At 67.2% G+C, this 24934-nt stretch carries 24 protein-coding genes; 10 read left to right on the top strand and 14 right to left on the bottom strand.

Annotated elements, in window-relative coordinates; translation table 11 throughout:
* Positions 1-64: 64 nt before the first annotated feature.
* Together recN and DID98_RS18640 are read right to left on the bottom strand one after the other, a co-directional pair.
* On the bottom strand, positions 65-1714 hold the full coding sequence (gene recN / locus DID98_RS18645; protein WP_124519945.1) for a DNA repair protein RecN: 1650 nt from the start codon (positions 1712-1714) through the stop codon (positions 65-67).
* A 19-nt stretch (positions 1715-1733) separates the two neighbouring features.
* On the bottom strand, positions 1734-2636 hold the full coding sequence (locus DID98_RS18640; RefSeq protein ID WP_124487961.1) for an NAD kinase: 903 nt from the start codon (positions 2634-2636) through the stop codon (positions 1734-1736).
* A gap of 130 nt (positions 2637-2766) precedes the next feature.
* Here DID98_RS18640 and hrcA point away from each other — a divergent pair, with 130 nt between their 5' ends.
* The 3 genes from hrcA (at position 2767) to DID98_RS18625 (ending at position 5404) form a co-directional block, all read left to right on the top strand.
* Positions 2767-3789 (top strand): heat-inducible transcriptional repressor HrcA, encoded by a 1023-nt coding sequence (hrcA, locus tag DID98_RS18635; protein ID WP_011544637.1) that lies wholly within the window; start codon positions 2767-2769, stop codon positions 3787-3789.
* Between the two features lie 137 nt (positions 3790-3926).
* Complete coding sequence (hemH, locus tag DID98_RS18630) at positions 3927-4991, top strand: ferrochelatase (RefSeq protein WP_124551342.1); 1065 nt, start codon at positions 3927-3929, stop codon at positions 4989-4991.
* Between the two features lie 5 nt (positions 4992-4996).
* On the top strand, positions 4997-5404 hold the full coding sequence (locus DID98_RS18625; RefSeq protein WP_124487960.1) for an RNA-binding S4 domain-containing protein: 408 nt from the start codon (positions 4997-4999) through the stop codon (positions 5402-5404).
* On the opposite strand, the gene DID98_RS35875 is transcribed toward DID98_RS18625, so the two are convergent.
* Positions 5376-5537 (bottom strand): hypothetical protein, encoded by a 162-nt coding sequence (locus DID98_RS35875; RefSeq protein WP_006476841.1) that lies wholly within the window; start codon positions 5535-5537, stop codon positions 5376-5378. The two genes, DID98_RS18625 and DID98_RS35875, sit on opposite strands and share 29 nt — an antisense overlap.
* A 350-nt stretch (positions 5538-5887) precedes the next feature.
* Here DID98_RS35875 and grpE point away from each other — a divergent pair, with 350 nt between their 5' ends.
* The 5 genes from grpE (at position 5888) to DID98_RS18595 (ending at position 12318) form a co-directional block, all read left to right on the top strand.
* Positions 5888-6433 carry a nucleotide exchange factor GrpE gene (gene grpE / locus DID98_RS18615; protein WP_044844047.1) on the top strand — a complete coding sequence of 182 codons (546 nt, stop codon included), beginning with the start codon at positions 5888-5890 and terminating at the stop codon, positions 6431-6433.
* A gap of 10 nt (positions 6434-6443) precedes the next feature.
* On the top strand, positions 6444-6884 hold the full coding sequence (locus DID98_RS18610) for a thioredoxin family protein (protein ID WP_124571181.1): 441 nt from the start codon (positions 6444-6446) through the stop codon (positions 6882-6884).
* A gap of 147 nt (positions 6885-7031) precedes the next feature.
* A complete protein-coding gene (gene dnaK, locus DID98_RS18605) occupies positions 7032-8975 on the top strand; it encodes a molecular chaperone DnaK (protein ID WP_044844049.1) in 1944 nt (647 codons plus the stop codon).
* A 264-nt stretch (positions 8976-9239) separates the two neighbouring features.
* Entirely contained in the window at positions 9240-10376 is a 1137-nt protein-coding gene (gene dnaJ, locus DID98_RS18600) for a molecular chaperone DnaJ (protein WP_044844050.1), read from the top strand.
* Between the two features lie 4 nt (positions 10377-10380).
* Positions 10381-12318 carry a chorismate-binding protein gene (locus tag DID98_RS18595; protein WP_124571180.1) on the top strand — a complete coding sequence of 646 codons (1938 nt, stop codon included), beginning with the start codon at positions 10381-10383 and terminating at the stop codon, positions 12316-12318.
* A gap of 7 nt (positions 12319-12325) precedes the next feature.
* Here the strand turns inward: DID98_RS18595 and DID98_RS18590 are convergent, their stop codons facing one another.
* The 8 genes from DID98_RS18590 to hda form a co-directional block, all read right to left on the bottom strand.
* A complete protein-coding gene (locus DID98_RS18590; RefSeq protein ID WP_124487956.1) occupies positions 12326-12772 on the bottom strand; it encodes an STY0301 family protein in 447 nt (148 codons plus the stop codon).
* Positions 12772-13089, bottom strand: a complete 318-nt coding sequence (locus DID98_RS18585; protein ID WP_260428091.1) for a BPSL0067 family protein — start codon at positions 13087-13089, stop codon at positions 12772-12774. The genes DID98_RS18590 and DID98_RS18585 overlap by 1 nt, the downstream gene beginning before the upstream one ends.
* Positions 13090-13337: 248 nt before the next feature.
* Positions 13338-14153, bottom strand: coding sequence for a 3-methyl-2-oxobutanoate hydroxymethyltransferase (gene panB, locus DID98_RS18580; protein ID WP_044844052.1), 816 nt, complete (start codon positions 14151-14153; stop codon positions 13338-13340).
* A 43-nt stretch (positions 14154-14196) separates the two neighbouring features.
* A complete protein-coding gene (locus DID98_RS18575) occupies positions 14197-14883 on the bottom strand; it encodes a deoxynucleoside kinase (protein WP_124487955.1) in 687 nt (228 codons plus the stop codon).
* Complete coding sequence (gene folK / locus DID98_RS18570) at positions 14880-15422, bottom strand: 2-amino-4-hydroxy-6-hydroxymethyldihydropteridine diphosphokinase (RefSeq protein ID WP_044844054.1); 543 nt, start codon at positions 15420-15422, stop codon at positions 14880-14882. The genes DID98_RS18575 and folK overlap by 4 nt, the downstream gene beginning before the upstream one ends.
* 35 nt (positions 15423-15457) lie before the next feature.
* Positions 15458-16993 carry a polynucleotide adenylyltransferase PcnB gene (pcnB, locus tag DID98_RS18565; RefSeq protein WP_124487954.1) on the bottom strand — a complete coding sequence of 512 codons (1536 nt, stop codon included), beginning with the start codon at positions 16991-16993 and terminating at the stop codon, positions 15458-15460.
* A gap of 5 nt (positions 16994-16998) precedes the next feature.
* Positions 16999-17676 carry an HAD family phosphatase gene (locus tag DID98_RS18560; protein WP_044844056.1) on the bottom strand — a complete coding sequence of 226 codons (678 nt, stop codon included), beginning with the start codon at positions 17674-17676 and terminating at the stop codon, positions 16999-17001.
* Between the two features lie 11 nt (positions 17677-17687).
* Positions 17688-18422 carry a DnaA regulatory inactivator Hda gene (gene hda / locus DID98_RS18555; RefSeq protein WP_044844057.1) on the bottom strand — a complete coding sequence of 245 codons (735 nt, stop codon included), beginning with the start codon at positions 18420-18422 and terminating at the stop codon, positions 17688-17690.
* A gap of 247 nt (positions 18423-18669) precedes the next feature.
* Between hda and purM the strand changes: the two genes are divergently transcribed.
* Entirely contained in the window at positions 18670-19725 is a 1056-nt protein-coding gene (gene purM / locus DID98_RS18550; protein WP_014897998.1) for a phosphoribosylformylglycinamidine cyclo-ligase, read from the top strand.
* Between the two features lie 169 nt (positions 19726-19894).
* Here purM and miaA read toward each other — a convergent pair whose 3' ends face one another.
* Together miaA and mutL are read right to left on the bottom strand one after the other, a co-directional pair.
* Positions 19895-20872 carry a tRNA (adenosine(37)-N6)-dimethylallyltransferase MiaA gene (miaA, locus tag DID98_RS18545; RefSeq protein ID WP_124571179.1) on the bottom strand — a complete coding sequence of 326 codons (978 nt, stop codon included), beginning with the start codon at positions 20870-20872 and terminating at the stop codon, positions 19895-19897.
* Positions 20869-22872, bottom strand: a complete 2004-nt coding sequence (gene mutL / locus DID98_RS18540; RefSeq protein ID WP_124571178.1) for a DNA mismatch repair endonuclease MutL — start codon at positions 22870-22872, stop codon at positions 20869-20871. The genes miaA and mutL overlap by 4 nt, the downstream gene beginning before the upstream one ends.
* A 171-nt stretch (positions 22873-23043) precedes the next feature.
* On the opposite strand from mutL, the gene DID98_RS18535 reads away from it, so the two are divergent.
* Positions 23044-23727 (top strand): DedA family protein, encoded by a 684-nt coding sequence (locus DID98_RS18535; protein WP_124519937.1) that lies wholly within the window; start codon positions 23044-23046, stop codon positions 23725-23727.
* A gap of 172 nt (positions 23728-23899) precedes the next feature.
* On the opposite strand, the gene DID98_RS18530 is transcribed toward DID98_RS18535, so the two are convergent.
* Complete coding sequence (locus DID98_RS18530) at positions 23900-24712, bottom strand: mechanosensitive ion channel family protein (protein WP_124487949.1); 813 nt, start codon at positions 24710-24712, stop codon at positions 23900-23902.
* Positions 24713-24934 lie beyond the last annotated feature (222 nt).

Raw genomic sequence — 24934 nt, 5'->3', positions numbered from 1 at the left:
TTCGTCGGCGGTCCGGGACCGGCGCATGCGCCGATCTTCTGCATTTCGGCCGACGAAGCCGGCGTCAGGCCGCCAGCATTTCCTTCGCGTGCTTGCGCGTGGTGGCGGTGATCTCGAGCCCGCCGAGCATCCGCGCGACTTCCTCGACCCGGCTCGCCTTGTCGAGCGGGACGACCGACGAGACGGTGCCGCCGCGCTCGTCGGCGCCTTTCGCGACCTGGAAGTGATGGTCGCCGCGTGCGGCGACCTGCGGCAGGTGCGTCACGCACAGCACCTGGCGGTCGCGCCCGAGCTGGTGCAGCAGGCGGCCGACCACCTCGGCGACGCCGCCGCCGATCCCCGTGTCGACTTCGTCGAAAATCAGCGTCGGCGTCGGGCTGGCGGCGCTAGCGATCACGGCCAGCGCGAGGCTGATCCGTGCGAGTTCGCCACCCGACGCGACTTTCGCGAGCGGCCGCAGCGGCACGCCGGGGTGCCCGGCGACCCGGAATTCGACCTGTTCGAGCCCGTGCGGGCCGCCGTCGGCGAGCGGCACGAGCGCGACTTCGAAGCTGCCGCCCGCCATCGACAGTTCCTGCATGCCGGCCGTGACGGCCGTGCCGAGCGCCTTCGCGGCCTGCGCGCGGGCCGTCGACAGGTGTTTCGCGTCGGCGAGATAGGCTTCCCGTGCCTTCGCCTGCGCGGCTTCGAGCGCGCCGAGATCGGCGGCCGCGTCGAGCGCGGCGAGCTGCGCGCGGCGTGCCGCATGTTCCTCGTGCAGCGTGTCGGGCGGCAGCCGGAACTTGCGGGCGGTCGAGTGCAGCGCGTCGAGGCGCGTTTCGACCTGCGCGAGCCGGGCCGGGTCGAGATCGAGGCGCTGCGCGTAGTGCGACAGCGAATAGACGGCTTCCTGCAGCTGGATTTCGGCCGGTTCGAGCGACGCGAGCGCATCGCCGAGCCCCGTGTCGTAGTCGGCCAGGCTGCGCAGCTTCGACACGATCGCGCCGAGCTGCGGGAGCATCGCGTCGTCGGCCTCGGACAGCGCGTTGAGCGCGCCCTGCACGCCGGCGATCAGGTTCGCCGAATGCGACAGGCGCTTGTGCTCGCTGCCGACTTCGTCCCATTCGCCGGGTTGCGGTGCGAGCTTGTCGAGTTCGGCGAGCTGCCAGGCGAGCTTCTCGCGTTCGAGCTGCAGTTCGCGCTCATGCGCCTTCGCGGCGTCGATCGCCTGCGTTGCGTCGCGCCAGACGCGCCACGCGCGTGCGACGTTCGCGGCATCGGCCACGAGCCCCGCGTGCGTGTCGAACAGCTCGCGCTGCGCGTCGGGCCGCATCAGCAGCTGGTGCGCGTGCTGACCGTGGATGTCGACCAGCATCTCGCCGAGCTCGCGCAGCTGCGCGAGCGTCGCGCTGGTGCCGTTGATGAACGCACGCGAGCGGCCGTTCGCGTCGATCACGCGGCGCAGCATCACGGTGTCCTCGGCGTCGAACGCGTGTTCGTCGAGCCAGCGCGCGACGCGGTCGTGCGGCGTGAATTCGGCGGTGATGTCGGCGCGGCCGCAGCCGGCGCGCACGACGCTCGCGTCGGCGCGTTCGCCGAGCGCGAGGGCCAGGGCGTCGATTAGGATCGATTTGCCGGCGCCGGTTTCGCCGGAAAAGACGGTAAAGCCGCTGTCGAATTCGAGATCGAGCGCGGCGACGATGACGAAGTCGCGAATCGAGAGGTGGCGGAGCATGGTGTCGGGCGTGGGTGCGTCAGGACGCCTTGTCGTCTTCGTTCGATGCGTGTTCGTTCCAGTGCAGCTTCTTGCGCAGCGTCGCGTAGTAGCTGTAGCCGACCGGGTGCAGGAACGGCACCGTGTGCTTCGAGCGGCGCACCTCGATCGTGTCGTTCAGTTCGAGCGAGGTGAACGACTGCATGTCGAAGTTCACGTTGACGTCGCGGCCGCCGACGATCTGGATCGCGATCTTCGAATCGTCGGGCAGCACGATCGGCCGGTTCGACAGCGCGTGCGGCGCGATCGGCACGAGCACGATGCCCTGGAGCTGCGGATGCAGGATCGGGCCGGCCGACGACAGCGCGTACGCGGTCGAGCCGGTCGGCGTGGCGACGATCAGGCCGTCCGAACGCTGGTTGTACATGTACCGGCCGTCGACCGACGCGCGCAGCTCGACCATCCCGGAAAAGCCGCTGCGGTTCACGACGACGTCGTTGAACGCAAGCGCGTGGTAGATCGGTTCGCCGTCGCGCACGATCCGGGCCTCGAGCAGCGAGCGCTCCTCGCGCTCGAACTTGCCCGACAGGATCACCGGGACGCGCGCCTGCATGTCGGCCGCCGCGATGTCGGTGATGAAGCCGAGCCGCCCGTGGTTGATCCCGATCAGCGGCGTCTTGTAGGGCGCGAGCTGGCGGCCGATGCCGAGCATCGTGCCGTCGCCGCCGAGCACGACCGCCACGTCCGCGCGCGCGCCGATCTCCGCCGGGGTGAGCGCCGGATAGCCGGAGATGCCGATCTCGCGCGCCGTTTCGGCTTCGAACACGACCTCGAAGCCGAGCTTCGCGATGCAGCCAGCCAGCGTGGCGAGCGGCTCGGCGATGCCGGGCGTGTTGCTCCGGCCGACGAGCGCGACGGTGTTGAACTGATTACCGGTTTTCATGCCGGCATTACACCATAGCTCGTTGACGAAAAGAACCGGCTGTGCGCGAACGGGGCCGGATCGGTCGGCCCGGGCGACAGTGGCCGCGGCCACTCGCCGTGCTCGCGCGGTTGCGCTAAAATTTTCCACCATGCTAGATCCTCGCGCACGAACCCTCCTGAAAACCCTGATCGAACGGTATATCGCCGACGGTCAGCCGGTCGGCTCGCGCACGTTGTCCCGTTACTCCGGGCTCGAACTGAGCCCGGCAACGATCCGCAACGTGATGTCCGACCTGGAGGAGCTCGGCCTCGTGTCGAGCCCGCATACGTCGGCCGGCCGCGTGCCGACGCCGCGCGGCTACCGGCTGTTCGTCGACACGATGCTGACGGTCGAGGCGCCGATCGACGCCGAGGCCGTCGCGCGCCAGGTGCAGAACACGCTGCAGGCCGGCGAACCGCAGCAGCGGGTCGTGGCGGCCGCGGCGAGCGTGCTGTCGAACCTGTCGCAGTTCGCGGGTGTCGTGCTGACGCCGCGCCGCAGCCACGTGTTCAAGCAGATCGAGTTCATGCGGCTGTCGGACAAGCGCATCCTGCTGATCATCGTCACGCCCGAGGGCGACGTGCAGAACCGGATGCTCGCGACGCCGCGCGACTATTCGCCGTCGCAGCTCACCGAGGCGTCCAACTACATCAACGCGCACTTCGCCGGGCTGTCGTTCGACGAGGTGCGCCGCCGCCTGCGCGACGAGATCGACCAGCTGCGCGGCGACATGACCACGCTGATGCATGCGGCCGTGACGGCCAGCACCGAGGTGCCCGATACCGAGGACACCGTGCTCATTTCCGGCGAGCGCAACCTGCTCGAAGTGGCGGATCTGTCGTCCGACATGGCGCGGCTGCGCAAGCTGTTCGACGTGTTCGACCAAAAGACGGGCCTCCTGCAATTGCTCGACGTGTCGAGCCACGCCCAGGGCGTGCAGATCTTCATCGGCGGCGAATCGACGCTCGTGCCGATCGAGGAAATGAGCGTCGTGACCGCGCCCTACGAGGTGAACGGCCAGATCGTCGGCACGCTCGGCGTGATCGGCCCGACCCGCATGGCGTACAACCGCGTGATCCCGATCGTCGACATCACCGCGCGGCTGCTGTCGCTCACGCTGAGCCAGCAGTAACCCGACCGATACCGTCCCGCCATCGTGCCGCGGCGCCGTGCGTACCGCCAGTCGGCCGAACGGCCAGCCGACCCGGGCGAGACGGCCCGCTATAATTGAGGGCCGTCCGACTGCGTGCCCCGAGCACGTTCCTGCCCATGCGTTTCGATCTTGAGCCGCCTTCGAGCGTCGCAGCTGCCCATCGCATCGGCGTGCTGCTGATCAATCTCGGCACGCCCGACGCCCCGACACCACGCGCGGTGCGGCGCTATCTGGCCGAGTTCCTGTCGGACCCGCGCGTCGTCGAAATCCCGCAGGTCGTCTGGCAGGTGCTGCTGCGCACGCTGATCCTGCCGCTGCGCGGTCGCGCGTCCGCGAAGAAGTACGCGGCCGTCTGGATGCCCGAAGGCTCGCCGCTGCGCGTATACACCGAGCGCCAGACCGACGGCGTGCGCCACCTGCTCGCGTCGAACGACTATCAGGTGACGGTCGACTACGCGATGCGCTACGGCAGCCCGGGCATTGCGCAGGCGCTCGCGCAATTCAAGCGTGCTGGCGTCGAGCGCGTGCTGCTGATGCCGATGTACCCGCAATACTCGGCGTCCACCACCGCGACGGCATTCGATGCCGCGTTCGCCGCGCTCGCGCGGATGCGCAACCAGCCGGAAGTGCGCACGGTGCGGCACTACGCCGACCATCCGGCCTACATCCACGCGCTCGCCGAACAGGTGCGCCAGTACTGGGCGCAGCATGGCCGGCCCGACTTCGCGGCCGGCGACAAGCTCGTGCTGAGTTTCCACGGCGTGCCGAAGCGCACGCTCGACCTGGGCGACCCCTATCACGACCAGTGCCAGCAGACGGGCGCGCTGCTGATGGCCGCGCTCGGGCTGTCGACGCTCGAATGCCGCGTGACGTTCCAGTCGCGCTTCGGCAAGGCCGAGTGGCTGCAGCCCTACACGGCGCCGACGCTGCGCGAACTCGGCGAGGCGGGCGTGCGGCGGGCCGACGTGTTCTGTCCCGGTTTTACGGCCGATTGTCTGGAGACGATCGAGGAGATCGGGATGGAGGTGCGCGACGAGTTCATCGCGGGCGGCGGCCAGGCGTTCCACCGGATTCCGTGCCTGAACGGCGCGCCCGCGTGGATCGGCGCGTTGGGCGAGATCGTCGCCGAGAATCTGCAGGGCTGGCCGGTGAAGGCCGCGCAGCCCGAAACGGTGAGTTGAACGCGATGAACTACAGGATTTCGACTGAACCCGGCGCGAAGCTGCGCATCGACAAATGGCTGTGGGCGGCCCGCTTCTTCAAGACGCGCTCGCTCGCGTCCGACGCGGTCGACAAGGGCCACGTGAAGATCGGCGGCGCGGCGGTGAAGCCGGCCAAGGACGTGCGCGTCGGCGACGAGGTCGAGATTGCGATCGACGGTGTCGTCTGGCACATTGCCGTGCTTGGCATTTGCGACGTGCGCGGGCCCGCGAGCATCGCGCAGACGCTTTACGAGGAAACGGAAGCGGGGCGCGTCGCGCGGCTCGCCGAACTGGAACGGCGCCGCACCTATCGCGAGCCGGCGGCGGAACTGCACGGCCGGCCGACCAAGCGCGACCGGCGCATCATCGACAGATTTTCTGGTGGGAGCTGAACATCTGGTCGAACGTCGCCCGCGCGCTTCCGTATTCGGTCGTGCGGTCGGTGACGGCTCCGGACAGGCAGATGGTGGTGGTGCCGGCAATCAGTACCAGCGCGACCACCGATATGGCAAAGGTCAGTTTCACGGTACGCGCCTCGATGGGACTGTGAATGCAGCGCCAGGTGGATGTCAGGCGCCGGTAAGCTAGGGTAAACGCGCTTTTTCGACGCTTGAATGGAGTGTAGTGCACCCCCCTGTGCCGAGCTAGTACTTGCCTGGTAAGCGTTGTTACCGGTCGTTTCGTCCGATCCGGCGACAAATGCACGTAATCGGCGGCGTGCAGCGCGGTTGTTTCACGGCATTGGCGAATGCCGGTGAATAACCCCCTTGAAATCGCAGTTTTCGCCCTTATTTGCACCAACAATGTGCGGTGCCGCCGACATACGGTCCGGCGGTTGCCGATTTGGCTTCAACCTCTAATCGACTTTCAGCGACATGGAAAACACGCAAGAGAACCCGGCTACCCAATCGGCCGAAGACATCGGCAGCGAGAAGCAGGCGGCGCAAGGCGCGGCGCCCGCCGCCGAAGCAGCCGACGCGGCGCTCGCGGAGGCTCAAGCCAAGGTCGCCGAGCTGCAGGAGAGCTTCCTGCGGGCGAAGGCCGAGACCGAGAACGTCCGCCGCCGCGCGCAGGAAGATGTCTCGAAGGCGCACAAGTTCGCGATCGAGGGCTTCGCGGAGCACCTGCTGCCCGTGCTGGACAGCCTCGAGGCTGCCGTCGGCGATACGTCCGGCGACATCACGAAGGTGCGCGAAGGCGTCGAACTGACGCTGCGCCAGCTGACGAGCGCGCTCGAGAAGGGCCGCGTCGTCGCGATCAACCCGGTCGGCGAGAAGTTCGATCCGCACCAGCACCAGGCGATTTCGATGGTGCCGGCCGAGCAGGAGCCGAACACCGTCGTGACCGTCCTGCAAAAGGGTTACATGATCGCCGACCGCGTGCTGCGCCCGGCGCTCGTCACGGTCGCCCAGCCGAAGTAAGGCCGACGCGATGGTTCCCGCCGGCGTCGATCCGGCCGCGTTCGACGCGTTCGACATGCAGGCGCTGGCGGCCGACACGTTCGACGCCGCGATCGCCGGCGCCGGTGATGCGCTCGCCGTGGTGTTCTTCTGGGGCGTCGACTGCTTCAACTGCGAGATCGCCAAGAAGGCGATGCTCGCCCAGCCGGACGCGATCCGCGCGCTGGATCTGAAGTGGTTCCATTGCAACGTGTACGAACATCATGAGCTGGGGCGCCGCTTCGGCCTGCACGGCGTGCCGACGTGGTTCTTCTTCCACCGCGGCAAGAGGCTCGGCCGCGCGACCGGCTGGCATGGCCTCGCGCAGTTCCAGGCGGCGGTGTCGGCGGCGCGCGCGAAGATCGCCGCGGCGGCCGGCGCGCCGTCGGGCCGCGACGCCGGTTCGTACGATCCGGCTACCGGCGGCGATTGAAAAAATTTAATATCCGCATCGCTTGGCGGGTCTTGAAAACGGATCGGCCGGACGCATTTCGGGAACAGAGTTGAATTCTGGCGCGCGAAACTGCCCAAAAACGCGGGGTTTCGCGCAGCAAACAAGCATTTCTGGAGATTAGTGAAAATGGGAAAGATCATCGGTATTGACCTCGGCACCACGAACTCGTGCGTCGCCATCATGGAAGGCAACCAGGTCAAGGTCATCGAGAACTCGGAAGGCACGCGCACGACGCCGTCGATCATCGCCTACATGGACGACAACGAAGTGCTCGTCGGCGCGCCGGCCAAGCGTCAGTCCGTGACCAACCCGAAGAACACGCTGTTCGCCGTGAAGCGCCTGATCGGCCGCCGCTTCGAAGAGAAGGAAGTCCAGAAGGACATCGGCCTGATGCCGTACGCGATCATCAAGGCCGACAACGGCGACGCATGGGTCGAAGCGCACGGCGAGAAGCTCGCGCCGCCGCAGGTGTCGGCCGAAGTGCTGCGCAAGATGAAGAAGACGGCCGAAGACTACCTCGGCGAGCCGGTCACGGAAGCCGTGATCACGGTGCCGGCGTACTTCAACGACAGCCAGCGCCAGGCAACCAAGGACGCCGGCCGCATCGCGGGCCTCGAAGTCAAGCGGATCATCAACGAGCCGACGGCAGCCGCGCTCGCGTTCGGCCTCGACAAGGCCGAGAAGGGCGACCGCAAGATCGCCGTGTATGACCTCGGCGGCGGTACGTTCGACGTGTCGATCATCGAGATCGCGGACGTCGACGGCGAAATGCAGTTCGAAGTGCTGTCGACCAACGGCGACACGTTCCTCGGCGGCGAGGACTTCGACCAGCGCATCATCGATTACATCATCGGCGAGTTCAAGAAGGAGCAGGGCGTCGACCTGTCGAAGGACGTGCTCGCGCTGCAGCGCCTGAAGGAAGCCGCTGAAAAGGCGAAGATCGAGCTGTCGTCGAGCCAGCAGACCGAAATCAACCTGCCGTACATCACGGCCGACGCATCGGGTCCGAAGCACTTGAACCTGAAGATCACCCGCGCGAAGCTGGAAGCGCTGGTCGAGGATCTGGTCGAGCGCACGATCGAACCGTGCCGCATCGCGATCAAGGACGCCGGCGTCAAGGTGTCGGACATCGACGACGTGATCCTGGTCGGCGGCCAGACCCGCATGCCGAAGGTGCAGGAGAAGGTGAAGGAGTTCTTCGGCAAGGATCCGCGCCGTGACGTGAACCCGGACGAAGCCGTCGCAGTCGGCGCGGCGATCCAGGGCCAGGTCCTGTCGGGCGACCGCAAGGACGTGCTGCTGCTCGACGTGACCCCGCTGTCGCTCGGTATCGAGACGCTCGGCGGCGTGATGACGAAGATGATCAACAAGAACACGACGATCCCGACGAAGCACGCTCAGGTGTATTCGACGGCGGACGACAACCAGTCGGCCGTGACGATCAAGGTGTTCCAGGGCGAACGCGAGATGGCGGCAGGCAACAAGCTGCTCGGCGAGTTCAACCTCGAAGGCATCCCGCCGTCGCCGCGCGGCGTGCCGCAGATCGAAGTGACCTTCGACATCGACGCGAACGGCATCCTGCACGTCGGCGCGAAGGACAAGGCGACCGGCAAGGAAAACAAGATCACGATCAAGGCGAACTCGGGCCTGTCCGACGCTGAAATCGACCAGATGATCAAGGACGCGGAAGCGAACGCAGCGGAAGACCACAAGCTGCGCGAGCTGGCTGATTCGCGCAACCAGGGCGACGCGCTGGTCCACAGCACGAAGAAGGCGCTCACCGAGTACGGCGACAAGCTGGACGCGGGCGAGAAGGAAAAGATCGAAGCGGCGCTGAAGTCGCTCGAGGACGTGCTGAAGGATACGTCGGCCGACAAGGCGGCGATCGACGCGAAGGTCGAGGAACTCGGTCAGGCTTCGCAGAAGCTCGGCGAAAAGATGTACGCCGACATGCAGGCGCAGCAAGCCGGCGCGGCGGGTGCAGCGGAAGGCGCGGCCCAGGCGGGCGGTGCGCAGCAGGCTGCCGATGACGTCGTCGACGCCGAGTTCAAGGAAGTGAAGAAGGACTAAGCCGGGTTGCAATGGCACCGTACGCCGCGCGTGGAAACGCGCGCGGCGCGGTTGACCAACGACTGAAAGCGGTCTGTCTTTCCTTCCGGATGGCCGGATCGACTCCACGCCTGGCGGGCTTCGCGGCCCTCCGGGCACATTTGTTTTTTGGCGGGTGCTGCGCGAGCCGTCCGCGGACGGCGCAGCGCCAGACGAGTCGAGAGACTTTACTGCGGGCGAAAGGAGCCGCCGCGTGCGTGACGCGCGACGGCACAGTGAATCGATATGGCGAAACGGGATTACTACGAGGTTCTGGGCGTCGCGAAGAACGCGAGCGACGACGAAATCAAGAAGGCGTATCGCAAGCTTGCGATGAAGTATCACCCTGACCGCAATCCGGACAACAAGGATGCGGAAGAGCATTTCAAGGAGGCGAAGGAAGCCTATGAAATGCTGTCGGACGACCAGAAGCGCGCGGCGTACGACCAGTACGGCCACGCGGGCGTCGATCCGAACATGGGCGGTGCGGGCGCACAGGGTTTCGGCGGCTTCGCGGATGCGTTCGGCGACATCTTCGGCGACATCTTCGGCCAGGCCGCGGGCGGTGCCGCGCGCGGCGGCCGCGGCGGTCCGCAGGTGTATCGCGGCGCCGACCTGCGCTACAGCATGGAAATCACGCTCGAGCAGGCCGCGCACGGCTACGACACGCAGATCCGCGTGCCGAGCTGGGTATCGTGCGAAGTCTGTCACGGGTCGGGCGCGAAGCCCGGCACGAAGCCGGAAACCTGCCCGACCTGTCACGGCCAGGGCACGGTGCGCATGTCGCAGGGCTTCTTCAGCATCCAGCAGACCTGCCCGAAGTGCCACGGCACCGGCACCTACATCCCGGAACCGTGCGTGCACTGCCACGGCTCGGGCAAGGTGAAGGAAACCAAGACGCTCGAAGTGAAGATCCCGGCCGGCATCGATGACGGGATGCGGATCCGCTCCGCCGGCAACGGCGAGCCGGGCATCAACGGCGGGCCGCCGGGCGACCTGTACGTCGAGATCCACATCAAGCCGCACTCGGTGTTCGAGCGCGACGGCGACGATCTCCACTGCCAGATGCCGATCCCGTTCACGACCGCCGCACTGGGCGGCGAGATCGAGGTGCCGACGCTGGCCGGCCGTGCGTCGTTCCCGGTGCCGGAAGGCACGCAGTCGGGCAAGACGTTCCGCCTGCGCGGCAAGGGGATCAAGGGTCTGCGTTCGAGCATCGCGGGCGATCTGTACGTACACGTGCAGGTCGAGACGCCCGTGAAGCTGACCGACCAGCAGCGCGATCTGCTCAAGCAGTTCGAGAAGTCGCTGGCCGAGGGCGGTGCGCGTCACAGCCCGCAGAGCAAGAGCTGGTTCGACCGGGTGAAGAGCTTCTTCGAGTAACGGCATGACTGAAGGCAACGAGAGCGCGTCGTTCGCGCTCTTGGACGATTGCGACTCGACCGCGTCCGCGCGGTCGAGTCGTTTGTATTCCGGTTTCGTGCGCGAACGCGTGTGCACGGATCCGGCACGGCTCGACGAAGTCGATGCGGCGGTGGCGCAGGATCTGCGCGACGGGCTGCATGCGATCGTCGTCGGCGACTACGAATTCGGACGCAATCTGGACAGAGCGCAGCCGGGCCATGCCCCGCTGCGCTTTTTGCTGTATGCGCGCTGCGAGCGCCTGTCGCGCGATGAAGTCGATGCATGGCTCGCGCAGCAGGACGGCGGCGGCCCGCCGTCGATCGCGGGCGTCGCGCACGTCGCGAAGAGTGTGTCGCGCGACGCGTTCGACGCGGCGATCGCCGCGGTGCACGACGCGCTGCGGGCGGGCGATTCGTATCAGATCAACTACACGTACCGGCTGAATTTCGACATGTTCGGCACGCCGCTCGCGCTGTACCGGCGGCTACGCGCGCGTCAGCCCGTGCGTTACGGCGCGCTGATCGCGCTGCCCGACGGCGCGTGGGTCGTGTCGTGCTCGCCGGAGCTGTTCGTCGAGAAGCACGGCGACGTGCTGCGCGCGCGGCCGATGAAGGGCACCGCGCCGCGCTCGGCCGATCCGCGCGACGATGCGGCGGCCGCCGCGTTCCTCGCGAGCGATCCGAAGAACCGCGCGGAAAACGTGATGATCGTCGACCTGCTGCGCAACGACGTGTCGCGGATCGCGCGCACGGGCACGGTCAAGGTGCCGGCGCTGTTCTCGGTCGAGCCGTATGCGTCGGTGTGGCAGATGACGTCGACGGTCGAGGCCGGCTGGCGCGACGGCACCACGTTCGCGCAGATGCTGCGTGCGCTGTTTCCGTGCGGATCGATCACCGGTGCGCCGAAGCACAAGACGATGGAACTGATCGACGCAATCGAGTCGACGCCGCGCGGGCTCTATACGGGCGCGATCGGCTGGCTCGATGCACCGAAGGAAGGCTCTCCGGCAGGCACTGCGGTGCCCGACGGCGCGGCCGGCTGCGGTGATTTCTGCCTGTCGGTCGCGATCCGGACGCTGACGCTCGATGCGACCGCCGTCGATGCGGCTGCAACGATCGACGCGCGCGACGCGGCAACGGCCGCTAGCGGCCGGCGGCGCGGCAGGATGGGTGTCGGCGCCGGCATCGTGCTCGACAGCGTCGCCGCCGACGAATATGCGGAGTGTGAATTGAAAGCGCGATTCCTGACCGATGCCGATCCCGGCTTCCAGTTGTTCGAAACCACGGCCGCGACACGTGCGGACGGCATCCGGCATCTCGAGCGCCATCTCGCGCGGCTGCAGCGCAGCGCGGATGCGTTCGGCTTCCGCCTCGACGCCGACGCGTTGCGCCGCGAGATCGACGCGCGCTGCGCGGCGCTCGACGGCGACGGCCCGTACCGGATGAAGCTCGCGCTCGCGAAGGACGGCACGGTCGACATCACGGCCGCGGTATTGAAGCCGCTGCCCGCGGGGCCGGTCGGCGTGATGCTCGCGTCCGCGCACGGCTTTGCGCCAACCCGCACGGACGATGCGCTGCTCTTGCACAAGACGACGCACCGCGCGGAATACGATCGCGCGTGGCAGGCGGCGGAAGCGCTCGGCGGCTTCGACATGCTGTTCGTGAACGAGCGCGGCGAGGTGACTGAAGGCGGGCGGTCGAATGTGTTCGTGAAGCGTGATGGCGTGTGGTTGACGCCGCCGTTGTCGTGCGGCGTGTTGCCCGGCGTGATGCGCGGTGTGCTGCTCGACGATCCGGCGCTAGGCGCAAAAGAGCGTGTGCTGACGCTCGACGATGTGCTGAACGCAGACGAGTTGATGATCTGCAATGCGTTGCGCGGGTCGGTCGCGGCGCGGCTGATTCAAGGCAGCGCACCGGCCTGAACGCGGATTACTTCCGCGGCGTGCATTGCCAGCTTTGTACGATGGCGTGCCCACGCCTGTAACGCGCGACGCAAGTCTGCGCCTGTCTGCCGAGCGGTCGTGCGATCACGACGCTCGTATTCCCGTAGTCGCATGAGACCCAGTAATCCTCACGGTTTTCAGCGAGCGACCAGGTATAGACGTCGCTTTTAGGTTCGGAGCGCGAGCGGTTCGGCAGCAAGGACATCATCCGGTCCGGCGGCCCTGACCAGAAGGTGACGCTGGCAAGCGGGTAGGTGCTTTGCGTGTCGAAGCTTTTCCAGCCATCGGGTGGTTGACCGTCGAGCTGCTGGGTAACGGCAACGCGTGCGGGACAGTCTTCGGTCGCAGCGGACGCGGGTAATGCGACGAGTGAACTGCATGCGAGCGCGGCGATGGCGAGCAGCCGATACGGTGTTTGGCGGATGAGCGTCATTATTTCACGACCGAAAATGCATCGGCGTTATTGCTCGGATCGATGTAACGGCCATTTTTGTCCTTGCCTTTGAACGGAATGCATCTTCTCTGAATTGCCTTGAGTGAGCGCCATTGTTCAACGACGTGGATACCGCGCACATCCTGGCCCAGATAGAACGCCGCATGATTGCCATGCGATCGGCTTGGGTAGCGATCGTTCTCGAAAGTCGCAATGACGGTACCGGCGCGGATACTCCCGTCGCCGCCTATCTTTTTTCTGGGCGCCAGATGGCGGTGGGGCCGGCGGAAGTATAAATTTTGACCAGCGCGACGCATTCTCCGTCGCCTGCCAGCTTTTGCCCGACGAGGTCAGCCGCCTTTTCATACACGTGCGCCATCCTTTCCACTCCTTCGATCGACGAAGGCTTGATGGTCGCAGCGACGAAGGTGTGCAGGAATAGGACGAGTTAGAAAGTACGCGCTGTTCGTCATGCACTACGAGAAACGGCGCACCGCATCGCGGCCACGTCAGCGAGTGTGCCGCAGCAAGCGCCGACCGCGCGCCACGGCACGCCCGTCCCGCGTCAGAACGAGTGTTCCGGGCCCGGGAACGTGCGGTCCTTCACCGCGCTCACGTACGCCTCGACGGCCGCCTGGATGTTCGGCTGCCCCTGCATGAAATCCTTCACGAAACGCGGCCGCTTGCCGGGGAAGATGCCGAGCATGTCGTGCAGCACCAGCACCTGGCCCGAGCAATCGAGCCCTGCGCCGATGCCGATCGTCGGGATCTTCAGCATGTGCGTGACTTCGGACGCGACAAGCGTCGGCACCGCCTCGAGCACCACGAGCTGCGCGCCCGCATCTTCGATCGCTCGTGCATCGCGCAGCAGCTGCGCGGCGCCGGCTTCCGTGCGGCCCTGCACCTTGAAGCCGCCGAACGCATGCACCGACTGCGGCGTGAGGCCGAGGTGCGCGCACACCGGCACCGAGCGTTCGACGAGGAAGCGGATCGTGTCGGCGAGCCATTCGCCGCCTTCGAGCTTCACCATCTGCGCGCCGGCGCGCATCAGCGTAACCGCGTTCGCGAACGCCTCGGCCGGCGTGCCGTACGTGCCGAACGGCAGATCGGCGACGACGAGCGCGCGAGGCTGCACGCGCGCGACGCATGCGGTGTGGTACGCGATGTCGTCGAGCGACACCGGGAGCGTGGTCGTGTGGCCCTGCAGTACGTTGCCGAGCGAGTCGCCGATCAGCAGCACGTCGGTGCCGGCGCGATCGAGCAGCGCGGAAAAGCTCGCGTCGTAGCAGGTGAGCATCGCGATCTTCTCGTCGGCTTCGCGCATTGCCTGCAGCTTGGGCACCGTGACGGCAGGCCGGCTCGATTCCTGGAGATAGGTCATGGGAAATCCGGTTCGATGGGGAGGAACGACAGGCGAGGACGCGTCAGCGCGTCGTCTCGCCCTTGACGAAGAATTCCTTGCGGCCGCGCATCGTGTCGATGCGCTCGATCAGCAGCGCGAGGTCTTCGGGGGAATCCAGCGGGTTCAGGTGTTCGGCTGCGACCGTCAGCACCGGCGTGCGGTCGTAGTGATAGAAGAATTCGTTGTATGCATCGACGAGCGAGCGCAGGTACGCGTCGCTGATCTGCAGCTCCATCGGCAGCCCGCGCTTCTGGATGCGCGAGAACAGCACCTCGGGGCTCGCCTGCAGGTAGACGACGAGATCGGGCGCGGGTGCCTGCGGCACGTCGAGGTGCGTCGCGATCGACCGGTACAGCTGCCATTCGTCTTCCGGCAGGTTCAGCCGCGCGAAGATGTCGTTCTTCTGCGGCATGAAATCGGCGACGACGGGCCGGCCCGTATCGAGCGCGCCGATCAGTTCGCGCGCCTGCTGCGCGCGCTGCAGCGCGAACGACAGCTGCGCGGGCAGCGCATAGCGCGCGGTGTCGCGATAGAAGCGTTCGAGGAACGGGTTGTCCTGCGGGCGTTCGAGCAGCGCCTGCATCGACCAGCGCTCGGCGAAGAGGCGCGCGAGCGTCGTCTTGCCGACGCCGATCGGGCCTTCGATCACGAGGTAGCGATGCGGGGCGCGCAGGTCGGGCGCGGTGACGGTCAGCGGAGTGGTGTTCATCGGCAGGGGTTCTTGTCGGCGTCAGCGCCGGCGGCAAGGGCCTTCTGCATCAGGCATTGGCAGGTCTGCACCTTCTCGACGCGCTGATCGGCGACGGCGGCGAGGAACGCATCGGCGCGGCCGCGCGCGGGGATGTCGAGCGCCGGTTCGATTTCGACGAGCGGCACGAGCGCGAATGCGCGATCGGTGAGGCGCGGATGCGGGACGATCAGGTCGGGTTCGTCGATCGAATCGGAGCCGAACAGCAGGATGTCGAGGTCGAGCGTGCGCGGCGCGTTGCGATACGGGCGCTCGCGCCCGAAGTGATGTTCGATCTTCTGGCAGAGCGCGAGCAGCTCCCGGGCCGACAGCGTCGTGTCGAGCTTGACGACGCAGTTGTAGTAATCGTCGCCGCCCGCTTCGAAGGGCGCCGTGCGATACAGGCTCGATTTGCCGAGGATCGAGATGGTGCGCTGCTGCGCGAGGCACACCACCGCGTCCTTCAGGGTCTGGCGCGCATCGCCGAGATTCGCCCCCAGTCCGATATATGCAACCGTCATGGCATCACTTCCTACGTCGTTCGCCGGCGAGCGCGTCAGTCGTCGGAACCGCCCGCGGTGTCCGGCGCCTGCTCGGCGGCGCCTTCGCCCGGCTTGCGGTTTCGCGCACCGCCGCGGCGGCGCCGCTTGCGGGGCGATTTTTCCTTCGAGCCGCCCTGCGTGAGGAGTGCCTCACGGGCGGCCGCGTCGCCTTCGATGAAATCCGTCCACCACTGTCCGACTTCCGCATCGAGCTCGCCGGATTCGCAGCGTAACAGGAGGAAATCATACCCCGCTCTAAACCTTTGGTGTTCCAGCAGCCGCATCGCGCTGCGGCCCGAGCGTTTTTCGAGGCGCAGTTGCAGGCCCCAGATCTCGCGCATGTCGGCCGAGTAGCGCTTGTGGATCGCGAGCTTCTCGGTCTGCATGTCGAGCACGTCGTCCATCGCGCGATGGAGCGCCGGCACCGGGATTTCGCCCTCCGCCGTGTATTGCTCGAAGCGCTGGCGCATGTCGTGCCACAGCAGCGTCGCGAACAGGAAGCCCGGCGACACCGGCTTGCCGGCGCGCACGCGCGCGTCGGTGTTGTTCAGCGCAAGCGTGATGAACTTCTCGCCCTGCGGCTGCTCGAGCACGACGTCGAGCAGCGGCAGCAGCCCGTGGTGCAGGCCTTCCTTGCGCAGCTGCTGCAGGCACGCGAGCGCATGGCCCGACAGCAGCAGCTTCAGCATTTCGTCGAACAGGCGCGCGGCCGGCACGTTGTTGATCAGGTCGGCGAGCGCGTTGATCGGCTCGCGCGTGTGCGGCTCGATCTCGAAGCCGAGCTTCGCCGCGAAGCGCACGACGCGCAGCATCCGCACCGGATCCTCGCGGAAGCGCGTGGCCGGGTCGCCGATCATCCGCAACAGGCGGGCGCGCATGTCGGCCATCCCGTCGTGGTAGTCGAGCACCGTCTGCGTCGACGGGTCGTAGTACATCGCGTTGATCGTGAAGTCGCGGCGCGCGGCGTCTTCGTGCTGTTCGCCCCACACGTTGTCGCGCAGCACGCGGCCGCTCGCGTCCACCGCGTGCGTGCGGCGGTCGAGCTCGTCGCGCTTCAGGCGCTTCGGCGGCTCGGCCGCGGCGGCTTCGGGCGGCGCGTCGACCAGCGCGCGGAAGGTCGACACCTCGATCAGTTCCTGGCCGAACTGCACGTGGACGATCTGGAAGCGGCGGCCGATCAGGCGCGCGCGGCGGAACAGGCGCTGCACCTCGGTCGGCGTCGCGTCGGTCGCGACGTCGAAGTCCTTCGGCGCGATGCCGAGCAGCAGGTCGCGCACGGCGCCGCCGACGATGAACGCGCGAAAGCCCGCCTGCTGCAGCGTGTCGGTCACGCGCACGGCGTTCCGCGAGATCAGCGACGGATCGATCTGGTGCACGCTGGCCGGCACGACGGTCGGCTCGTGGTTGCTGCGCGCCTTCCTGGCGCCGCCGCCGCGGCTCCCCTTCGCGGGGCGCGGGGCAGGGGCCGTTTCGACGGCGGGCGCCTCGACGGGCGACGTGTGTTCGGCGCCGTCCTGGCCGAGCAGCTTGCGAATGAATTTTTTGATCACGACGTTCAGAAGAGATCGAGGATGCGCCAGCCGCGGTCGCTTGCATGCGCACGCAGCGTGTCGTCGGGGTTGGTCGCGATCGGGTCGGTGACTTTCTCGAGCAACGGGATGTCGTTGTGCGAGTCGCTGTAGAAGTAGCTGTGTTCGAAGTCGTCCCAGTGCTTGCCGAGCGACGCGAGCCACGCTTCGGTGCGCACGATCTTGCCTTCGCGATAGCTCGGCGTGCCGGTCGGCCGGCCCGTGTACGGCGAGTCGGGATGGCCGTCGGTCGTTTCGACCTCGCACGCGATCAGCGTGTCGACGCCGAACGCGGTCGCGATCGGACGCGTGATGAACTCGTTGGTCGCGGTCACGACGCAGCACAGGTCGCCGGCATCGAGGTGCTTGCGCACGAGTTCGAGCGCGGCGGGCGTCATCGCGGGGCGGATCACCTCGTGCATGTACTGCTCGTGCCATTCGGCCAGTTGCGCGCGCGAATACTTCGCGAGCGGCGTGAGCATCGCGCACAGGTAAGCATGGATGTCGAGCTTGCCGGCCTTGTAGTCGGCGAAGAACTGATCGTTCTGACGCGAGAAGCTTTCCGCGTCGACGATGCCGAGCTTCACCATGAAGCGGCCCCATTCGTGGTCGCTATCGGTCGGGATCAGCGTGTGATCGAGGTCAAAGAGTGCCAGATTAGTCATGGAAGCGCATTTTACTCGAAGCGGTTCGGGCCTGTGCCCGGCGGTGCGATGTCGTCGCCGGGGCGCGCCAGCATCCGGCGCAGCAGCGGCAGCGTGACGGCGCGTTTCTGCTCGAGCGAGAAGCGGTCGAGCGCGTCGAGCAGCGCCATCAGGCTCGGCATGTCGCGGCGGAAATGGGTGAGCAGGTAAGCGGCGATGTCGTCGGTGAGCGCGATCCCGCGCTCCTTCGCCGCGAGCTTCAGCACGGCGATCTTGCCGGCGTCGGACGGCGGCGACAGGTGGAACACGAGCCCCCAGCCGAGGCGCGTGCGCAGATCCTCGCGCACGTCGAGCGCGAGCGGCGCCGCGGGGCCCGCCGCGACGAACGCGCTCGACGGGTGCGCGCGGACCTCGTTGAACAGGTTGAACAGGGCGACCTGCTGCGTGTCGCTCATCTTGTCGCAGTCGTCGATCGCGTAGATGCCGATGCGCGGGTCGAACGTGAACGCGCCGAGCGGGCTTTGCGGCGTCAGATAGCGCGCGTAGCCGTACGACGCGTCGCTCACGAGCGCCTGCAGCAGGTGGGTGCGGCCGCTGCCGGGCTCGCCCCAGATGTAGAACGACCGGTCCGGCACGGGCCCCGCCGCGAGCGCGAGGTCGAGCTTCTGGAGCCGCGAGATGAGCTCGTCGTTCTCCTCATTCATGATGAAGTTGTCGAACGTGGCGGGCGGCGGCGTGCCGAGATCGAGCGTCAGTTGACGGGACACAACAGTCACAATGCAGGTCGGTTGATGAAACGCGCGCCGTACGCCGGGCACGCGCGGGGGGCTGCTCCGGTGCCTGAACACGCGGCCGCACGCACGGCGGCGCGCGGTTTCCGGCGCGGCTCGCGGGGCGATGAAAACGGGGACGTGTCGACCAAGATGCAATCCCTGACGATTCGGTGCTGGGAATTCCGGCCAACGGGCCGGCTTCGGGTAAAATCGCATTTTACCGACCTTCTCGCATTCCCCCATGAATCCTCCGAAATCCGCTCCCGACGCCCAAGGTCTGTCCTACCGCGACGCAGGCGTCGACATCGACGCGGGCGACGCGCTCATCGACAAGATCAAGCCTTTTGCGAAGAAAACCCTGCGCGACGGCGTGCTCGGCGGCATCGGCGGGTTCGGCGCGCTGTTCGAAGTGCCGAAGAAGTACCAGGAGCCCGTGCTCGTGTCGGGCACCGATGGCGTGGGCACCAAGCTCAAGCTGGCGTTTCATCTGAACAAACACGACACCGTCGGCCAGGATCTGGTGGCGATGAGCGTGAACGACATCCTCGTGCAGGGCGCCGAGCCGCTGTTCTTCCTCGATTACTTCGCGTGCGGCAAGCTCGACGTCGACACGGCCGCGACCGTCGTCAAGGGCATCGCGCATGGTTGCGAACTGTCGGGCTGCGCGCTGATCGGCGGTGAAACGGCCGAAATGCCGGGCATGTACCCGGACGGCGAATACGACCTGGCCGGTTTCGCGGTCGGCGCGGTCGAGAAGAGCAAGATCATCGACGGCAGCACGATCGCCGAAGGCGACGTGGTGCTCGGCCTCGCGTCGAGCGGCATCCACTCGAACGGCTTCTCGCTCGTGCGCAAGATCATCGAGCGCGCGAACCCCGACCTGTCGGCCGATTTCCACGGCCGCTCGCTGGCCGACACGCTGATGGCGCCGACGCGCATCTACGTGAAGCCGCTGCTCGCGCTGATGCAGAAGCTGTCGGTGAAGGGCATGGCCCACATCACCGGCGGTGGCCTCGTCGAGAACATTCCGCGCGTGCTGCGCGAAGGCCTCACGGCCGAGCTCGACCAGAACGCGTGGCCGCTGCCGCCGCTGTTCAAGTGGCTGCAGGAGCACGGCGGCGTCGCCGACGCGGAAATGCACCGCGTGTTCAACTGCGGGATCGGGATGGCCGTGATCGTCTCGGCGGCCGATGCCGACGCGGCGATCGCCGACCTGACGGCCGCCGGCGAACAGGTGTGGAAGATCGGCACCGTGCGTGCGAGCCGCGAAGGCGAGGCGCAGACGGTCGTGGTCTGACGCAGCGCACGCAGGATGCAGCAAGGAAAGCCGCCCGGAGTCGATCCGGGCGGCTTTTTTTCTGGCGTGGCGCTTGGCGTATTGGCGGGCGGCCCGAAAGAGGAACGACGCTGACCGAAGACGAGGGTATCGCGCGCAAGCAGGATCGATGCGCGGCGATCCTGCCCCGTTATTGATCGTCGATGCGGCCGTCGAGCACGCGTTCGAGCGTGTCGAGCGCCTGCGCCGTCGAATCCGGCGCGACGCAGTCGACGACGATCCGCTCCGGCATCGCGCGCAGCCACGTGATCTGCCGTTTGCACAGCTGGCGCGTCGCGAAGATGCCCTTGTCGCGCATGGTTCGGTAGTCGGTGTCGCCGTCGAGGAATTCCCACGCCTGCCGGTAGCCGACGCAGCGCATCGACGGCAGGCCGAGATGCAGATCCTCGCGGCGGCGCAGCCGTTCGACTTCGTCGATGAAGCCCGCGTCGAGCATCGCGTCGAAGCGTTGCGCGATGCGCGCGTGCAGCACCGCGCGGTCCGACGGTTCGAGCGCGACCGGCACGAAGCGATAGGCCGCGGCCGCGTCGTCCGCGCGCCGCGGCGCGGCGAGCAGCACCGACATCGGCTGCCCGCTCAGCAGGAACACTTCGAGCGCGCGCTGGATCCGCTGCGAATCGTTCGGTGCGAGCCGCGCGGCCGTCGCGGGGTCGACCTGCGCGAGCCGCGCGTGGAGTGCCGGCCAGCCGTCGCGCGCGGCCTCGGCGTCGAGCTCCGCGCGCACGGCGGGATCGGCGGTCGGCAGGTCGTTGAGGCCCTGCGTGAGCGCCTTGTAGTACAGCATCGTGCCGCCCGCGAGCAGCGGCGTGCGGCCGCGCGCGGCGATCTCGCCGATCAGGCGCAGCGCGTCCGCGCGGAATTCGGCCGCCGAATATGCGTCGGCCGGGTCGATGATGTCGATCAGGTGATGCGGCACGCTCGCGCGCTCGTCGCGCGTCGGTTTCGCGGTGCCGATGTCCATGTCGCGGTAGACGAGCGCCGAATCGACGCTGACGATCTCGATCGGACGGCGCGCGGCGAGCGCCAGCGCCGCGGCCGTCTTGCCCGATGCAGTGGGGCCGAGCAGGCAGGCGATCGTCGTCGGAGCGGACTGCGGTGAAGCGTTCATTGCCCGCGCATGAAGAGACGGTCGAGATCGTTCAGCGTGAGCTGATACCACGTCGGCCGGCCGTGATTGCACTGGTCCGCACGTTCGGTCGCTTCCATCTGGCGCAGCAGCGCGTTCATCTCGTCGAGCGTCAGGCGCCGGTTCGCGCGCACCGCGTGGTGACACGCAAGCGTGCCGAGCAACTCGTGCTGGCGTTCGGTGAGCACGCGCGAACCGCCGAACGCGTGCAGGTCGGCGAGCACCGCGCGCGCGAGCGACTGCAGGTCCGCGTCCTTCAGCAGCGCGGGCACCGCGCGGATCGCGAGCGACGTCGGCGACAGCACCGCGAGGTCGAAGCCGAGCGATTCGAGCGTGTCGCGTTCTTCCTCGACCGTGCCGATCTCGACCGGCGTCGCCGTCATCGAGATCGGCAGCAGCAGCGACTGCACGGCGACCGTGCGGTCGGCGAGCGCGTTCTTGAACTGTTCGTACAGGATCCGTTCGTGCGCCGCGTGCATGTCGACGATCACGAGGCCGTGCGCGTTCTGCGCGAGCACGTAGATCCCGTGGATCTGGCCGAGCGCGAAGCCGAGCGGCTGCTCGTCGTGCGCGGTGGCGGCGAGCGGCGACGCGACGAAGCTCGACAGCGGCGCGGCCGGCGCGGCCGGCGCAGCCGCTGCATCGGCCGCGTCGCGCGCGACGATCGTCGTGCCGTCCGGCGTGCCCGCGCCGGTGTCCTTGCGGCCGAACAGCGCGTCGTAGAGCGCGAGCGGCTGCGCGACCGGCAGCGTGCCCTGCGTCATGCGCGCCTGGCGCATCCACGTGTTGCCCGACGACGAAGAGGACGACGGCGACGAGAAGCCGCTGCCGCCCGTGCCGGCGGCCGCGCCCTGGCCGAGCGGCGTATTCAGGAACGATGCGGGGCCGCTCGGCGCCGGTGAGAGTTGTGCGGCATGGCCGCCCGCGGTGGTTTCCGGCGACGCGCCTGCATGGCGCGCGAGCGCGCGCTGCACCGCGTGGAAGACGTACTGGTGGATCGAGCGCGAATCGCGGAACCGCACCTCGATCTTCGACGGGTGCACGTTCACGTCGACGGCTTCGGGCGGCAGATCGAGGAACAGCACGTACGACGGGTAACGATCGCCGTGGAGGACATCCTCGTACGCCGCGCGCACCGCGTGCGTGAGCAGCTTGTCGCGCACGAAGCGGCCGTTGACGAAGAAGTATTGCTGGTCGGCGCGGCCGCGGCTCGCGGTCGGCAGGCCCGCGCAGCCGTAGACGGCGAGCGGCCCGGCCTGCTCGTCGAGCGGCAGGTGTGCGGTCGCGAAGCCGTCGCCGAGGATCTTCGCGACGCGCTGTGCAGGTTCGGTCGCGTTCCAGTGCTCGACGGCCTTGCCGTTGTGCAGCACCGAGATCGCGACGTCCGGCCGCGCGAGCGCCGCGCGGCGGATCATTTCGAGGCAGTGGCCGAACTCGGTCTGCTCGCTTTTCAGGAATTTGCGGCGCGCGGGCGTGTTGAAGTACAGCTCGCGCACCTCGATCGTCGTGCCGACCGCGCCGGCGGCCGGCGACAGCGCGCCCGTGGTCGCGTCGATCTTCGTCGCATGCGCGACCTCGGCCGTGCGGCTCGTGATCGACATCTCGGCGACCGACGCGATCGACGCGAGCGCTTCGCCGCGAAAACCCAGCGTCGCGACCGCCTCGAGCTCCTCGAGCGAGCGGATCTTGCTCGTCGCGTGGCGCATCAGCGCGAGTGGCAGTTCGTCGGGCGGAATCCCGCAGCCGTCGTCGGTAATCGAGATGCGCTTGACCCCGCCTTCCTCGAGCACGATGCGCAGCGTCGTCGCGCCGGCGTCCATCGCGTTCTCGAGCAACTCCTTGACGACCGACGCCGGGCGTTCGACCACCTCGCCGGCGGCGATCTGGCTGATCAGCTGGTCGGGCAGGGGCTGGATCGCGCGCAGCGGGCGCGCGGCGGGCGTGGGCACGGCGCCTGCGGCCGTTTCGGTGATTTCGGACATGGCCGAATTATAGCGAGGCGGCGGCGGATACCGTGGCCGTGGCTGCTTACGTTTTTTTCACGGAGCCTTAAGGTAGTTTCGGTATGATGACTGCGTTCCGCGCACCGCCTTGTCCGGCGGGCACTCCCGCTTTTCGGCCACTCCGGCCCTTTCGCCTTCGAGGAATCGCATTTGGATACGCTGCTTCATTTCGTCAACCTGGTCCTGCATATCGACGCGTTCCTCGGCGACTTCATCCGGCAGTACGGTGCGTGGGTGTATCTGGTGCTGTTCCTGATCGTGTTCTGCGAGACGGGGCTCGTCGTGTTGCCGTTCCTGCCGGGCGATTCGCTGCTGTTCATCGGCGGCGCGTTCGCGGCGACGGGCGACATGAACGTCGGCGGGCTGATCGTGCTGCTGCTGGTCGCGGCGATTGCCGGCAATACCGTGAACTACCTGATCGGCCGCTGGGTCGGGCCGAAGGTGTTCAATACGCATATCCCGGTGCTCGAGCGCTTCCTCGATCGCGCGGCGCTGCAGAAGACCCACTCGTTCTACGACAAGCACGGCGGCAAGACGATCGTGCTCGCGCGCTTCATCCCTGTCGTGCGCACGTTCGCACCGTTCGTCGCCGGCGCGTCGTCGATGAGCGTCGCGCGCTTCCAGCTGTTCAACGTGGTCGGCGCGTTGCTCTGGGTGCTGCTGCTGGTGCTGCTCGGCTACTTCTTCGGCAATATTCCGTTCATCCGCCAGTATCTGAACGTGATCGTGCTGGCGGGGATCGGCGCGGCGATCGTGCCGGTCGCGATCGGCGCGCTGTGGAAGCTGGTGCGCGGGCGGCATTCGGGCGGTACGCAGAACACGCGCGGCCACTGAGCCTGCGCGTTTTCGCTTCGGCGCAGTAAAAAGCGTGGCAGTTGCCACGCTTTTTTTCGTCCGTGCGGTTCGTGCGGTCCGATCGATTGCCGATGTGCGGTATCGGCCGATCCGGCTGCTCGACGCCGGCAGCTTCAGTCGGATTCCGCGAACCGCTTGGCGACACCGTTCCTCAGGTCGTGCGATGGAAGATCGGCGTTTCGGGCGTCGGGTATTGCGCGTCGCGGAACGTCTCGAGGATCACGCGGTTGGTGTCGCAGTACACCTGCCAGTAGTTCTCCGGCTGCGTCGACGGACGCACGAACAGCAGCGGGCCTTCCGGCGTGAACTGCAGCACGCCGACGTCCGGCGCAGGCACCTTCATCACGTTCGGGATCAACTGGATCTGCGTCTTCAGGCGGTTGATCGCATCGGCCGCGTCGACGCCGTTCGCGATCTTCGCGGTCAGGTCCACGCGGCGATGCGGCGTCGCGCTGTAGTTCGCGATGTTGTCCGAGAAGATCTTGTTGTTGCCGACGATCGTCACGACGTTGTCGGCGGTGATGATCGTCGTGCCGAACAGGCCGAGTTCCTTCACCGTGCCCGTGACGCCGCCCGCGCTGATCACGTCGCCGATCTTGAACGGACGCAGCACCTGCATGAACACGCCGGCGGCGAAATGCGCGAGCAGGCCGCCCCAGGCCGTGCCGATCGCGAGGCCGAGGCCGGCGAGCAGGGCGGCGAACGACGTGGTCTGAACACCGAAGATCTGCAGGATCGCGAGGATCAGCAGGATCGTCAGCAGCACGCTGACTACGGACGTCAGGTAGTCGGTGAGCGTCGGGTCGACCTTGCCGCTGCGGCGTACCACCTTGCCCAGCAGGCGCGTGCCGAGGCGGATCGCCCAGCGGCCGATGAACCACAGGACGATCGCGGCGAGGAGGTTGAGGCCGAAGTCGAGGCCGCGGGTCATCAGGAATTGCTGGGTAGATTCCAGGTTCGGCATGGGGGCTCCATAAATGAAAAAGGGGCCGGCAGGCGGCTTTTCGACGGAAGGTTATAACCGAAGAGAAGTCGATCGAGGATGAAAGAGTGTTAAAACCCCGAGCGATGTAGCAAGGGAGATGTTTTCCCGACGCTTATGCCGAAGCGCGGAAATGCCCGAGTCGCCGGATTGCCGTGCGGACTGTTTGGGGAAAATATTCTATGAATGATGCGCGTTTTTTGT

Origin of the sequence: Burkholderia sp. Bp8984 (assembly GCF_003853755.1) — a bacterium.
GTDB lineage: Bacteria > Pseudomonadota > Gammaproteobacteria > Burkholderiales > Burkholderiaceae > Burkholderia.
This window is presented reverse-complemented; position numbering and strand designations above follow the sequence as displayed.